Origin of the sequence: Micromonospora sp. WMMD1128 (genome assembly GCF_027497235.1) — a bacterium.
Classification (GTDB): Bacteria; Actinomycetota; Actinomycetes; order Mycobacteriales; family Micromonosporaceae; genus Micromonospora.
Genome location: NZ_CP114902.1, coordinates 6488049 through 6500613 on the forward strand (window position 1 = coordinate 6488049; position 12565 = coordinate 6500613).

Below are 12565 nucleotides of genomic sequence, written 5' to 3' on the forward strand. Positions count from 1 at the left end.
CGACGCCCTGGCCACCGTAGCGTGGTCCACAAATGAGCTCACGCCCATCGAGTGCGACGGACACCGCCGACACCTCGACGCCCGCCGCCCTGATCTGGACCGCCCTGGCCCTGGTCTACCTGCTCTGGGGCTCGACCTACCTGGGCATCCGGATCGCGGTCGAGTCGTTACCGCCGCTCACCTCCGCCGCGATGCGGTTCGGCGCCGCGGCCGGTGTGCTCGCGCTCGTGCTGCGGCTGCGGCACGGGCCGGGAGCCCTCCGCGTGCCGGCGCGTCGGGTCGGCTCCGCCGCGCTTGTCGGCGTGCTGTTGCTGGCCGGGGGCAACGGGTTGGTGGTGTTCGCCGAGTCGGGCCCGCCCCGGAGCGCGGTGCCCTCCGGCGTCGCCGCGCTGCTGGTGGCCACCGTGCCACTCCTGGTGGTGGTGCTCCGTACGGCCGGCGGCGACCGGCCCCGTCCGTGGACCTTCGTCGGCGTGGCGCTCGGCTTCGCCGGTCTCGTCCTGCTGGTGCTGCCCCGGGACGGGGTGGACGGGGTGCCGTTGGCCGGTGCGCTGACCGTGGTCGTAGCCGCGACGAGCTGGTCGGTCGGCTCGTACCTGTCCGGGCGGATCCGGATGCCCGCCGATCCTTTCGTGGCGACGGTCTACGAGATGGTGGCCGGCGCGGTGGCGCTCGCGGCGGTCGCGGCCCTTCGCGGCGAGCTGCGCGACTTCGCCCCCGCCGAGGTGACCGGGCGGTCCTGGGCGGCGCTGGCCTACCTGATGGTGGCCGGGTCGCTTGTCGCCTTCACCGCGTACGTCTGGTTGCTCGCCCACGCGCCGATCTCCCTCGTCTCCACGTACGCGTACGTGAACCCGGCGGTCGCGGTGGCGCTCGGCGCGTTGTTCGTCGCCGAGCCGGTCACCGCACAGGTGCTGCTCGGCGGCGCGGTGATCGTGGCCGGCGTGGCCGTGGTGGTCAGCATGGAGCGTCCGCGCCGGACCGCGCCGGCAGCCGGAAGCGGGACGGTCGTGTCGCCGGACGGGCGGTAGCGTCCCGCCCGTGTCCGTGGCGTCGGTGGCTTCGGTGGCGGGGGCGGTGCTGCTCGGCGCGCTGGCCGGTCTGGTCGCGGTGCCGCTCGGCCGCCACGTCGTCGGCGTCGGGGGCGTCCCGCCGCGCCGGGCCAGCATGACGGTCACCGGAGCCGTAGTGTTCGGCGGGTTGGCCGCCACACACGGCGCCGACCCCGCGCTGCCGGTGCTCCTGTTGATCGCGGCGGCCGGCCTGGTTCTCGCGGTGACCGACCTGATCGCGCTGCGCCTGCCCGATCCGCTTGTCGGCGTGGTGGCGCTCGGCGGCGGGCTCGGCCTGGTCGGGACGGCGGCGGTCACCGACCAGCCGGGCCGCGCGGCCACCGCCGTGGCCGGCGCGGGCCTGTCCCTGTGCGGATACGTGCTGCTCGCGCTGCTGCCGCGCGCCCGGCTCGGTTTCGGCGACGTGAAGCTCGCCGCCGCCCTCGGGTTCCCGCTGGGCTGGCTCGGCTGGCCGACGCTCCGACTGGGCCTGCTTCTTCCGCATGTGGTCGCCGGGGTGGCGGTGCTCGTGTTGCTCGCCGCCGGCCGGGTACGCCGGGACACCCCGCTGCCGTTCGGCCCGGCGATCCTCGCGGGCGCCTGGCTCGCCGCCGTGCTCACCTGAGCATGCGGTTGTAATAAGGGGCCCCTCCTATACCGGAGGCGTTAATAGGGGCCCCCTCCTTTCACATCAAGCGGAGCTGGTGATCGCGCGGGCGGCGCGGCTCGGCGGTGCCGAGCCGGTCGAACAGGCCCGCGTCGATCACGTCGAGGAACGGCGTCGGACGGGTCTGGCGTTCCGTGCCGTGCCGGGTGCGACGGGCGGTGTGGCTGACGTAGAGCCGGTCCTGCGCCCGGGTCAGCCCGACGAAGAAGAGTCGGCGCTCCTCGGCCACCGCGTCCTCGTCCGGCTCGGAGCCGGGCCAGCGCAGCGGCAGCAGGCCGTCCTCGGCCCCGACCAGGAACACCACCGGAAACTCCAGGCCCTTGGCCGCATGCAGCGTGAGCAGCGTGACCGCCTCGGCGCGCGGGTCGAGCGCGTCCACCTCCGCGCCGGTCGCGAGCTGGTTGAGGAAGAGTTCGAGGTCGCCGTCGCAGCGCCGGGCCAGCGGGGTGAGCAGGTCCACGGCCGCGCGGACGTCCTCGGGGCGTACCGCGCCGGAGCCGTCGAGCGTCGGCACGGCGAAGCGCTCGGCCACCACCCGACCGGCTTCGCGTACCCGGGTGGTCAGGGAGCCGTCGAAACCGGCGTGGCGCAGCTCGCGGGCGATGGCGGCGACACCCGGCCGGTCACGCAGCCGGTCGTGCGAGCGTTTCTGCACCGGAATGTTCGCCCGGGCCAGCGCGTCCACGAGCGGCGCGGCCTGCGAGTCGGTGCGGTAGAGCACGGCGATGTCGGAGAAGGACAGCGACGTCGTCCGCCCGTCGATCCGGCCCGTGTCCAGGGACCGGTGGGACAGGCCGCCGACCAGCTCGTCGACGGTACGCACCACGAAGTCGGCCTCGTCGGACACCGACGTCGCCGCGTACCGGCCGACAAGCGGGGCCTCCGGGTCGAGCCGGGCCGGGTCGAGGCGGCGGCCCCGGACCAGCGACGACGGCGCGATGGCCTGCACCGCGGCGGCCAGGATCGGCGCGGAGGAGCGGTAGTTGCGGTTCAGCCGGACCAGCCGGGCGTCGGTGAAGTCCTGCGAGAAGCGCAGGAAGTAGCCGACGTCCGCGCCCCGGAACGAGTAGATCGCCTGGTCCGGGTCGCCGATCGCGCACAGGTTGCCGTCGGCCGGGCTGAGCAGTCGCAGCAGCTCGTACTGGACCGCGTCGACGTCCTGGTACTCGTCGACGAAGATCCACTTCCATCGCTCGCGGTATTCCCGGACCAGCTTCCGGTCCCCGTTGAGCAGCGCCACCGGCAGGGTGAGCAGCTCGTCCAAGTCGACCAGATCCTTCTTGCGCAGCAGCGCCACGTACCGCTGGTCGTCGTCGCCGGCCTCCGCGCGGGCCGCCGCCCGGTCGGCGTCGTCGGCGATCCGGAAGTCCGCCGGCAGCCCGGCCGCCGCCGCGTTCTCCCGCAGCATGGTCAGCCCGAGCGAGTGGAACGTGCCCACCGTGACGTCCTCGGCGACCGGCCCCAGCAGCCCGTCCAGGCGGTGCCGCAGCTCCTCGGCCGCCCGCCGGGTGAACGTGATCGCCAGGCACTGGTCCGGGAAGACGTTCAACTCCGCGCACAGGTAGGCGATCCGGTGGGTGAGCGTCCGGGTCTTGCCGGTGCCCGGACCGGCCACGATGAGCAGCGGACCACCGGGCGCGGAGGCGGCCACCCGCTGCATCGCGTCCAACCGGTCCAGCAGGCCGGTGCCGACCTCCTCCATGCCGGCGAGCATCGGCTCGAACGGTTCGTGCGGCGAGGGCTGCGGCGCGAGCGGCGGCACCGGCGGCGGCGTGCGACTCGGCTCGGGGCGGACCGCCGCCGGGCGCTTGGCCTTCGGCTTCGGCGCCGGCTCCGTGGGCCGCCGCTGCGCGGGCACGGGTACGTCGAACAGCGCGTCCTGCGCACCGCCGCCCGAGGTGCCCAGTTCCGCCGGATCGAAGAGCGTGATCACCCCGTACTCGCCGTCGTAACCCGGCACCCGACGCACCTCGCCGCGGCGCAGCCGGCCGATGCCCTCCGCGAGCAACTCGCCACCGACCCGCCCGATCTCCTCCACCGGCGTACGGGTGAGGATCTCCAGCTCCGGGCCGAGCGCCGCGACCAGATCGTTGAGCTTGCCCTCGACCTTCTTCGACCGTGCGCCCACCCGGTTGAGCTCACCCAGGATCTCGGCCAGCGGCACCAGGTGAGCCACCTCGGGGGCGTGCGGCGGCCGGTGCCCCGCCGGTCGGTCGGCAAGCTCCTCGACCCGGCTGAGCACGCCCACGGTCAGCGGCTTGCCGCACTCCGGGCAGCGCCCGCCGGCCTCCCGGGTCCGCTCCGGCGACCAGTTCACCCCGCAGAGCCGGTGCCCGTCGGCGTGGTACTTGCCCTCCTCGGGGAAGAACTCGACGGTGCCGGCCAGCCCTTCGCCGGTGCGCAGCGCCTCGCGGATCGCGAAGTAGTCGCGGTTCGCGGTCAGGACGGTCGCCTCCCGGCCCAGTGCCGGCGGCGAGTGGGCGTCCGAGTTGGACACCAACCGGTACCGGTCCAGGCTGCCGACCCGCCAGTTCATCTCCGGATCGGAGGAGAGCCCGGTCTCCACGGCGAAGATGTGCTCGGCCAGGTCGGCGTAACAGTCGGCGATCGCGTCGAAGCCCGACTTCGACCCGAGCGCGGAGAACCAGGGCGTCCAGATGTGCGCCGGCACCAGGAAGCCGTCCGAACTGGCCTCCAGGGTGATCTCCAGCAGGTCGCGGGAGTCCAGCCCGAGGATCGGTCGGCCGTCCGACCCGAGGTTGCCGATCCGACCCAGCGCGGCGTTGAACCGGCCCACCGCGTCCAGGTCGGGCAGGTAGATCAGATGGTGCACCTTCCGGGTCCGGTCGTCCCGCTTGTAGATCGTGGAGATCTCCACGCTCAGCATGAACCGGACCGGGTCCGTCTCGGCCTCGCTGGCCAGCCGGGGCGGCAACCGCCGGGCGATGTCCCGTTCCGCCTCCGGCGCGAGCCGGTAGAGGCCGGGCTCGGCCGGGTGCAGCGTCTCGCGCAGGTGGTCGTACCAGGCGGGGTGGGTGAAGTCGCCGGTGCCGAGCACCCCGATGCCCTTGCGCCGGGCCCACCAGCCGAGGTTCGGCAGGGTCAGATCGCGGCTGCACGCCCGGGAGTATCTCGAGTGGATGTGCAGATCCGCGACGTAGGGCGGAAGGCCACCGGGGGGTGCGGCGCTGAACGGAGGCACGCCGCATCCTGTCATGTCCGGTTGCCTACCCGCCCGCCGCCACGCGTACGCGTGACCTGAGCAATGCGGTGCTGGACGCGGCGGCCCGGGCGGGCTATGGGCTCGCTCCTCGCGCTAGGGGGCGCGCAGCTCGACCAGGGTCACCTGCGGCGGAGCGCCGACCCGCACCGGCGGCCCCCAGAAACCGGCTCCGTTCGTCACGTAGACCTTGGTGCCGTCCACCTCGCCCAGACCGGATACCACCGGCTGCTGGAGCTTCACCGCCAGGTTGAACGGCACCATCTGACCGCCGTGAGTGTGCCCGGAGAGCTGGAGGTCGACGCCGAACGTCGCCGCCTCGTGCGCGGCCACCGGTTGGTGTGCCAACAGCACCACCGGGCGGCTCGGGTCGCGGTCGCCGAGCGCGGCGGCGTAGTCGGCCGGCGCGGCCAACCCGGTGCCGGCGGCGGTCACGTCGTTGACCCCGGCCAGGTCCAGCACTCCGCCCCGGGCCCGGATCTCCTGCCGCTCGTTCTGGAGCACCCGCAGGCCGAGCCGGTCCACCTCGCGGACCCACTCCTCCACTCCGGAATAGTATTCGTGGTTTCCGGTCACGAAGAAGCTGCCGTACCGGGAGCGCAGGTCCCGCAGCGGTGCGGCCGCCTCGCCCAGCTCGGCCACGGTGCCGTCGACCAGGTCACCGACCACGGCCACCAGGTCGGCGTCCAGGCGGTTGATCATGGCGACGATGCGCTCGGTGTGCGCCCGGCCGCGCAACGGTCCGAGGTGGATGTCGGAGACGGTCGCGATCCGTAGCCCGTCCATGCTCCGGGGCAGCTTGGCCAGCGGGATCCGGACCCGGTCCAGTCGGGGTGGGCCCATCGCGGTCCGCACGCCGTACCCGGTGATGCCAGCGGCCGTGAGCCCGGCGAAGATCGCCGTACCACGCGCGAGCAGCAGCCGGCGGGAAGGGTCGTGCCCCGCCGCCACGCCGGCCGGCGGCCCCGGGTCGGCGTGATCGACGGACCGCGCGCCGCGGATGTCCGCGGCCGGCGGTCCCGGGTCGGCGTGGTCGACCGGCCGCGCGCCGCGGGTGTCCGCGGCCGGCGGCCGGTCGCCGGTGAACCGCGCGCCAGCGGCATCCGCGGCGGGCTGGCCGTCAGCCGCGTCGCCGGTCGAGGCGGGCGCGGCGGGCGGGTTGCCGGTGCCCACCAGCGCCGGCTCGGGTTCCGGACCCTCGGCGGTGGCCGACCGGGCGCGCCGGCGCATGACGAGACGCACCACCGCGGTCGGCACCTCCAGCACGAGCAGCAGCACCAGCAGGTAGAACATCAGAGCCAGCCAGAGGTAGCCCGGCCAGGCCAGCCAGTACCAGCCGTTCCGCGTGCCGGCCAGCGTCGCCGGCACCAGCAGCGCGAGCAGGAGCGCCGCCACCGCCCCGACCCGCCGCCACCGGCCCGGACGGGTGGTGTCCCGGACCAGCCGCTTCCACAGGTAGAAGTGGATCAGGCCGATGACGAGCACGACGAAACCCACGAATGTCGCCATCGCCAGCACGTCGGCCTCCCTCAGCCGCCCGCGAAGGGTGGCAGCACGTCCACCGTCACCCCGGCCGGCAACGATGCCCGACGATCATGACAGGCCACGCCGTCGACCAGGAAACTCGCTGCCCCGAGCACCACCGCCAGGCGCTCGCCGTGCCGGCTGGCCAGGTCGTCGAGAAGCTCGTCAAGCGACCGGCCGGCGGGGACGCTCTCCTCGGCGCGACCTGCGGCGGCGCGTGCGCCGGCGAAATAGCGGACGGTCAGCTCCACCGTCACCCTCCGATCGCCGACATCGGCCGGACGGGCTGGAGGAAGGTCGGGTCGTCGATGCCGTGTCCGGCCCGCTTGCCCCACATCGCGGCGCGCCAGCGGCGGGCTATCTCCTCGTCGTCGGCACCGGCGCGCAGCGCGGCCCGCAGATCGGACTCTTCGGTGGCGAAGAGGCAGTTGCGCACCTGGCCGTCGGCGGTGAGCCGGGTGCGGTCGCAGTCGCCGCAGAACGGCCGGGTCACGCTGGCGATCACCCCGACCTGGGCCGGCCCGCCGTCCACCAGCCAGGTCTCGGCCGGCGCGGCGCCCCGCTCGGCCGGGTCGGGACGCAACTCGAACTCGGCGCGCAGGGCGGCCAGGATCTCGTCGGCGGTGACCATGGTCGACCGGTCCCAGCCGTGCTGGGCGTCCAGCGGCATCTGCTCGATGAACCGGAGTTGGTAGTCGTGCGCCAGGGCGAACCGGAGCAGCTCCGGCGCCTCGTCGTCGTTGACGCCGCGCATCAGCACGGTGTTGATCTTGACCGGGGTCAGCCCGGCGGTTGCCGCTCCGGCCAATCCGGCGAGCACGTCGTCATGCCGGTCGCGGCGGGTCAACGTGGCGAAGCGGGCCCGGTCCAGCGTGTCAAGGGAGACGTTGACCCGGTCCAGCCCGGCCGCGCGCAGCGCCGGCGCGAGCCGGGCCAGGCCGATGCCGTTCGTGGTCAGCGAGATGCGCGGCCGGGGCGACAACGCGGCGACGGCCGCCACGATGCCGGGCAGACCAGGCCGGATCAGCGGCTCGCCACCGGTGAATCGCACCTCGGTGATGCCGAGCCGGCGCACCGCGACACCGACCAGCCGGACGATCTCCTCGTCGGTCAGCAGTTGCGGACCGGCCAGCCAGGGCAGGCCCTCGGCCGGCATGCAGTAGGTGCAGCGCAGGTTGCACTTGTCGGTCAGCGAGACCCGCAGGTCCCGGGCGACGCGGCCGTACCGGTCGGTGAGGAGCCCGTCGGCCGTCGTCCGGGGGGCGGTCATCTCCCGACCGTAGCGCGCCGGACGCCCCCCAGCGCGGCGCGGGCGGCGGAAACCACCGCGTCCGCGTACGCCGGTCCGAAGAGCGCGGTGTGCACCAGCAGCAGGTGCAGTTGGTGCAGCGGCACGCGCTCGCGCCAACCGTCGGCCAACGGCCAGGTCTCCCGGTAGGCGGCCAGGATCCGATCCAGCAGCGGCGCGCCACCGAAGAGCGCGAGCTGCGCCAGGTCGGTCTCGCGGTGGCCGCCGTGCGCGGCCGGATCGACCAGCCAGGCCCGGCCGTCTGCCCCCCAGAGCAGGTTGCCGGGCCAGAGGTCGCCGTGCACCCGGGCCGGCGGTTCGTCGCCGCCGCACTCGCCGATCCGGTCGACGACCTGCTCGACCAGCGCCGCCGCCTCCCCGGCGAGCGCGCCGCGGTCGACCGACATGCGCAGGTAAGGCAGAAGGCGGCGCCGGGCGAACCAGTCCGGCCACGGCCCCGGCTCGACGGTGTTGTCCTGCGGCAGCGCGCCGACGAACCCGGTCCACTCCGCGCCGAACGCGGGCGCGCCGGCCCGGTGCAGCCCGGCCAGCCCGCGGCCGAACGCCTCTGCCGCCTCCGGGCTCGGCTCGCCCGGCTCCACCCAGTCGAGCGCCAACAGCTCCGGCAACGCGACAAGCACCTCCGGCACCGGAACCGCATCTGCCTCACGCAGCCACCGCAGGCCGGCCGCCTCGGTGGCGAAGAAGCCGTCGGGCACCGGCTGCGTCGCCCGCTCCGGCCACCTCTTGGCGAAGACGGAGTGCCCGTCGTCGAGGGTGAGCCGCGAGGCGGTGCAGATGTCGCCGCCGGCGACCGGGGTCTCCCGGATCCGCTGGTGGGTCAGGAAGGTCGGCAGGTGCTCCGGATGTGCCCGCAGGTATGCCAGGTCCATGAGCGCAAGGTAGCCGGTGGCTGGGACATCCGGCGGGTGTTGCCCGTGCCTCGACGGTGGCCGATCGGCTCTCACCTGGGGCGATACTCTCCGTATCTGTGGATGGACCGCGTGTCGTCCACAGGGTCGGACGCGGCCCCCGCCGGGCACGCAAGCTCCCGGCATGAACTCCACCGAGCGCCCCCGCCTCTCCGTCCGCTCGCCGGCCGACCTCGTCGTCGCCGTGCCCTACCTGCTCGGCTTCCATCCCACCGACAGCGTCGTGGTGGTCGCGATGCGGGGCCGGCAGGTGGTCTTCGCCGCCCGGGGCGACCTGCCCGAACCGGGCACCCACCCCGGCCCGGCGGCCCGGCACCTGGCGCTTGTGGTGACGCGCCAGCACGCCGACGCCGCCACGGTCATCGGCTACGGCCCGGCCGCCCGGGTCACCGGCACCGTGGACGCGGTCGGCGAGGCGCTGGACGAGGCAGGGCTGATCGTCCTCGACGCACTCCGGGTCACCGACGGGCGCTGGTGGTCCTACCTCTGCGACGAGCCCGCCTGCTGCCCGGCCGAGGGCACCCCGTACGACCCGGCAGCAAGCCAGGTCAGCGCGGCGGCGGTCTTCGCCGGCCAGGTCGCACTGCCCGACCGCGCCGCGCTGGCCGCGCAGGTGTCGCCGTACGACGGCCCGGTCCGGCTCGCCCTACGCCGGGCCACCGGACGGGCCCGCCGTCGACTGGCCGCACTCACCGGTGAGCCGATCGACAGCGCATCGCCCGGTGATGCTTCCCCTGGCTCGTCGGTCGGTGCGTCGGGCGGCGGTGGTCGGGGTGGGACGGCCCGGGCCGTGCGCTCGGCCGGGACGGCTGCGGTGCGGTCCGCGTTCCGGCGGCAGCGGCGCGGCGAACGGCTCGACGACGACGAGGTGGCCTGGCTGACCGTTCTCCTCACCGACCTCGCGGTACGCGATCACGCGTGGTCCCGCACCGACGGCCGCGACGCCGACATCAGCCTCTGGACGGATGTGCTGCGCCGGGCCGAGCCGGATCTGACGGCGGCGCCCGGCACTCTGCTCGCGTTCGCCGCCTGGCGATCCGGGCACGGCGCACTGGCCGCGGTCGCCCTGGAACGCGTACTCGCCGACCACCCCGACTACCCGCTCGCGGTGTTCCTCGACGACACGCTCCGCCGCGGGGTGTCCCCGTCCGAGTTGGACGGCTGGCCCGGCACCGCCGGCACATCGGTGCTCCGCCGCCGCCGGCGTCGCCCTCCGCGTCGCTGAGCGGGCCGTCTCCCGGGCCGCTGGGTCGGCGGCCCGCGCCCTGAGTCGGTCGTGTCCCGCCGGTCGTGTCCCGCCGGTCGTGTCCCGCCGGTCGTGTCCGGAGGCCGTCCAGCGTCCCTGAGTGGCCGTGTCCCGCGCCGCTGGCCGGCGTGGGTCAAGCTGGCACGCGCTGGGCCCCGGTGTAGACGTTCATGGTCGGAGCCCGCAGGAAGCCGACAAGCGTCATGCCGGCTTCCTCGGCCAGTTCGACGGCGAGTGTGCTGGGCGCGGAGACCGCCGCGAGGAGCGGCACACCGGCCATCCACGCCTTCTGGGTGAGCTCGAAGCTGGCCCGTCCGGACACCAGCAGCACATGCCCGGCCAGCGGCAGCCGGTCCGCTCGGGCCGCCCACCCGACCACCTTGTCCACGGCGTTGTGCCGGCCCACGTCCTCGCGCAGCACCAGCAGTTCGCCGCCGGCGTCGAAGAGCCCGGCCGCGTGCAGGCCGCCGGTGCGGTCGAAGGCGCGCTGCGCGGAGCGTAGGCGGTCGGGCAGTTCGGCCAGCAGTTCGGCGGTGACCTCCAGGGGATCTTCCCGGACGGCGAACCGTGAGCGGGTGCGCACCGACTCGATGCTTGCCTTTCCGCACACCCCGCACGAGCTGGTGGTGTAGAAGTTGCGCGCCGGATCGGTGGCCGGCTCCGGTACGCCGGGGGAGAGCACCACGTCGACCACGTTGTAGGTGTTGGGGGTTTCCGCCCCGGCGCAGAGCTGCGCGGTGTGCACGTCCTCGGCGGACCGGATCAGCCCTTCGGTGAGCAGGAAACCGATCGCCAGGTCCAGGTCGTCGCCCGGGGTGCGCATGGTCACGGCGAGCGGTCGGCGGCGGCCGGGGCCGGCCGGCCCGACCCGGATCTCCAGCGGCTCCTCCACCGACAGGGTGTCCTGCCGGCGGACCCGGGGCCGGCGGTCGCCCGTGGCCCCGAGGTCGATCCGCAGCACGCTACGCCGGTCAGTCGCCCGTCCCATGCCGCCATCCTCTCCCGCACGTCACCCCGCCCGCACCTCCACCCGTCCGCCCCGCCGCGTTTCCGCCCTGATCCGCCATCCGCGTTTCGGCTCCGCGCGTCCGGGCTCCGGCTTCGGCTTCGGCTCCGCCGTTCGGGCTCGGCTTCGCTGCTCATGCTCGTGCCCGTGCTCAGGCTCGTGCCCGTGCTCAGGCTGCCCGTGCCCGTGCTCAGGCTGCCCGTGCCCGTGCGCAGGCCCGTGCCCGTGCCCGTGCGCAGGCCCGTGCCCGTGCCCGTGCGCAGGCCCGTGCCCGTGCCCGTGCGCAGGCCCGTGCCCGTGCCCGTGCGCAGGCCCGTGCCCGTGCCTGCGGTTCCGCTCCACCGTCCGCCCTGCCGCAGGGGCAACCCACACCAGCTCGGCGAGGTGGCGCTATCCGGCAGTCCTGCATACCGCCACCTCGGCGAGCTGGAGTCGATCAAGCTTCGGGATACGACCACTCCGGCGGAATGGAGTCGATCAACACGCGGGTCCGCGCGCCACCTCGGCGAAGGGGGCGATCAAGATCGGTGTGGAGAACCAGCCCGGGGTACGGGACCGGCTCGGGCGCCGCGCGCACCCGGTCAAGGGCGGGTCCCTGAGTAGGGTGAGGCGATGACCGGGTATGCGGCGGTGCTGCTCGCCGGTGGCGCGGCCCGGCGGATGGGCGGGACGGACAAGCCCGCCCGGACGGTCGGGGGCCAGCCGATGCTGCATCGGGTGCTGGCCGCGGTGGCCGACGCGAGTGAGCGGATCGTGGTCGGCCCGCCCGGAAGCTTCGGCCCGCCCGGCAAGGCCGGTCGGGTCGGCGAGTCCGGTGGGAGCGGCGAGTCCGGTGGGAGCGGCGAGTCCGGTGGGAGCGGCGAGTCCGGTCGGACCGGCAACCCCGGCGCGTGGCCTGCGGGAGTGCGGGTGACCCGGGAGGAACCACCAGGTGGAGGTCCGGTGGCCGCCACCGCGGCGGGGCTGGCCCTGTTGCCGTCCGAGACGACCACGGTTGCCCTGCTCGCCGCCGACCTGCCGCTGCTCACCTCCGCTGCGGTGGCCGAGCTGCGGCTGGCGCTCGACGGGTCGACGGCGGGGGTGGCCTGCTACGTGGACGACGCCGGTCGCCGGCAGCAGCTCTGCGGGGTGTGGCGGTTGGCGGCGCTGCGTACGGCCCTCGATCGGCTGGCGGCGGAGCGGGGCGGCACGGTCGCCGGTGCGCCGGTGCGCGGATTGCTTGCCGGTGTCACGGTCTGCGAGGTGACGTGGTCCGGCACCGGGCCGCCGCCCTGGTTCGACTGCGACACTGACGAGGACGTACGCCGGGCCGAGGAGTGGACGAGATGACGCTGTTGGACGACTGGGTCACCGCTGCCTGTGCAGAGCTGGAGCTGGACCCGGCCGAGGTGCCGGTGTCGGCGGTGCTCGACGTGGCGCGGGACGTGGCGCACCAGGTGCTCCGGCCGGGCGCGCCGGTCAGCGCGTACCTCCTGGGGGTGGCCGTGGGGCGCGGCGCGGATCCGACCGCGGCGGCGGCCCGGCTCAGCACGCTGGCGGGCTCCTGGCCGGTGGAGTTGGACGGGACCAGCGGGGTGAAGTAGCCCGGTCCGGTGAAAGTGCCTCTGGGTAGGGTGGCGGGAACGGACGG

The 12565-nt window shown here is 74.5% G+C and carries 11 protein-coding genes; 5 read left to right on the forward strand and 6 right to left on the reverse strand.

The features are described 5' to 3' along the window. The first annotated feature begins 32 nt into the window (after positions 1–32). Both O7602_RS29495 and O7602_RS29500 read left to right on the forward strand, forming a co-directional pair. Entirely contained in the window at positions 33–1031 is a 999-nt protein-coding gene (locus O7602_RS29495; RefSeq protein WP_281585846.1) for an EamA family transporter, read from the forward strand. A 10-nt stretch (positions 1032–1041) separates the two neighbouring features. Then, entirely contained in the window at positions 1042–1677 is a 636-nt protein-coding gene (locus O7602_RS29500) for an A24 family peptidase (protein WP_281585847.1), read from the forward strand. A 61-nt stretch (positions 1678–1738) separates the two neighbouring features. Here O7602_RS29500 and O7602_RS29505 read toward each other — a convergent pair whose 3' ends face one another. The 5 genes from O7602_RS29505 to O7602_RS29525 form a co-directional block, all read right to left on the reverse strand. Next, positions 1739–4921 carry a UvrD-helicase domain-containing protein gene (locus O7602_RS29505; protein WP_281585848.1) on the reverse strand — a complete coding sequence of 1061 codons (3183 nt, stop codon included), beginning with the start codon at positions 4919–4921 and terminating at the stop codon, positions 1739–1741. A 114-nt stretch (positions 4922–5035) separates the two neighbouring features. Next, positions 5036–6457, reverse strand: coding sequence for a metallophosphoesterase (locus O7602_RS29510; protein ID WP_281585849.1), 1422 nt, complete (start codon positions 6455–6457; stop codon positions 5036–5038). Between the two features lie 11 nt (positions 6458–6468). After that, a complete protein-coding gene (locus O7602_RS29515) occupies positions 6469–6714 on the reverse strand; it encodes a MoaD/ThiS family protein (RefSeq protein WP_281585850.1) in 246 nt (81 codons plus the stop codon). A 2-nt stretch (positions 6715–6716) separates the two neighbouring features. Next, complete coding sequence (moaA, locus tag O7602_RS29520; protein WP_281585851.1) at positions 6717–7733, reverse strand: GTP 3',8-cyclase MoaA; 1017 nt, start codon at positions 7731–7733, stop codon at positions 6717–6719. Then, entirely contained in the window at positions 7730–8644 is a 915-nt protein-coding gene (locus tag O7602_RS29525; RefSeq protein WP_281585852.1) for a fructosamine kinase family protein, read from the reverse strand. The genes moaA and O7602_RS29525 overlap by 4 nt, the downstream gene beginning before the upstream one ends. A gap of 163 nt (positions 8645–8807) precedes the next feature. On the opposite strand from O7602_RS29525, the gene O7602_RS29530 reads away from it, so the two are divergent. Beyond that, positions 8808–9908: a DUF4192 domain-containing protein gene (locus O7602_RS29530; protein WP_281585853.1), complete on the forward strand. Its 1101-nt coding sequence runs from the start codon at positions 8808–8810 to the stop codon at positions 9906–9908. Between the two features lie 154 nt (positions 9909–10062). Here the strand turns inward: O7602_RS29530 and fdhD are convergent, their stop codons facing one another. Further along, complete coding sequence (fdhD, locus tag O7602_RS29535) at positions 10063–10917, reverse strand: formate dehydrogenase accessory sulfurtransferase FdhD (RefSeq protein WP_281585854.1); 855 nt, start codon at positions 10915–10917, stop codon at positions 10063–10065. A gap of 630 nt (positions 10918–11547) precedes the next feature. On the opposite strand from fdhD, the gene O7602_RS29540 reads away from it, so the two are divergent. Both O7602_RS29540 and O7602_RS29545 read left to right on the forward strand, forming a co-directional pair. Continuing rightward, on the forward strand, positions 11548–12264 hold the full coding sequence (locus tag O7602_RS29540; RefSeq protein ID WP_281585855.1) for an NTP transferase domain-containing protein: 717 nt from the start codon (positions 11548–11550) through the stop codon (positions 12262–12264). After that, the gene (locus O7602_RS29545) at positions 12261–12518 is read left to right on the forward strand and encodes a DUF6457 domain-containing protein (RefSeq protein WP_281585856.1); all 258 of its coding nucleotides are present in this window, start codon (positions 12261–12263) and stop codon (positions 12516–12518) included. The genes O7602_RS29540 and O7602_RS29545 overlap by 4 nt, the downstream gene beginning before the upstream one ends. Positions 12519–12565 lie beyond the last annotated feature (47 nt).

What these genes read in the sequence shown, in the direction of transcription:
- O7602_RS29495 (WP_281585846.1), top strand. Translation starts at nt 33, where the DNA reads ATGAGCTCACGCCCATCGAGTGCGACGGACACCGCCGACACCTCGACG.
- fdhD (WP_281585854.1), bottom strand. Translation starts at nt 10,917, where the DNA reads ATGGGACGGGCGACTGACCGGCGTAGCGTGCTGCGGATCGACCTCGGG.
- moaA (WP_281585851.1), bottom strand. Translation starts at nt 7,733, where the DNA reads ATGACCGCCCCCCGGACGACGGCCGACGGGCTCCTCACCGACCGGTAC.
- O7602_RS29525 (WP_281585852.1), bottom strand. Translation starts at nt 8,644, where the DNA reads ATGGACCTGGCATACCTGCGGGCACATCCGGAGCACCTGCCGACCTTC.
- O7602_RS29540 (WP_281585855.1), top strand. Translation starts at nt 11,548, where the DNA reads ATGACCGGGTATGCGGCGGTGCTGCTCGCCGGTGGCGCGGCCCGGCGG.
- O7602_RS29545 (WP_281585856.1), top strand. Translation starts at nt 12,261, where the DNA reads ATGACGCTGTTGGACGACTGGGTCACCGCTGCCTGTGCAGAGCTGGAG.
- O7602_RS29530 (WP_281585853.1), top strand. Translation starts at nt 8,808, where the DNA reads ATGAACTCCACCGAGCGCCCCCGCCTCTCCGTCCGCTCGCCGGCCGAC.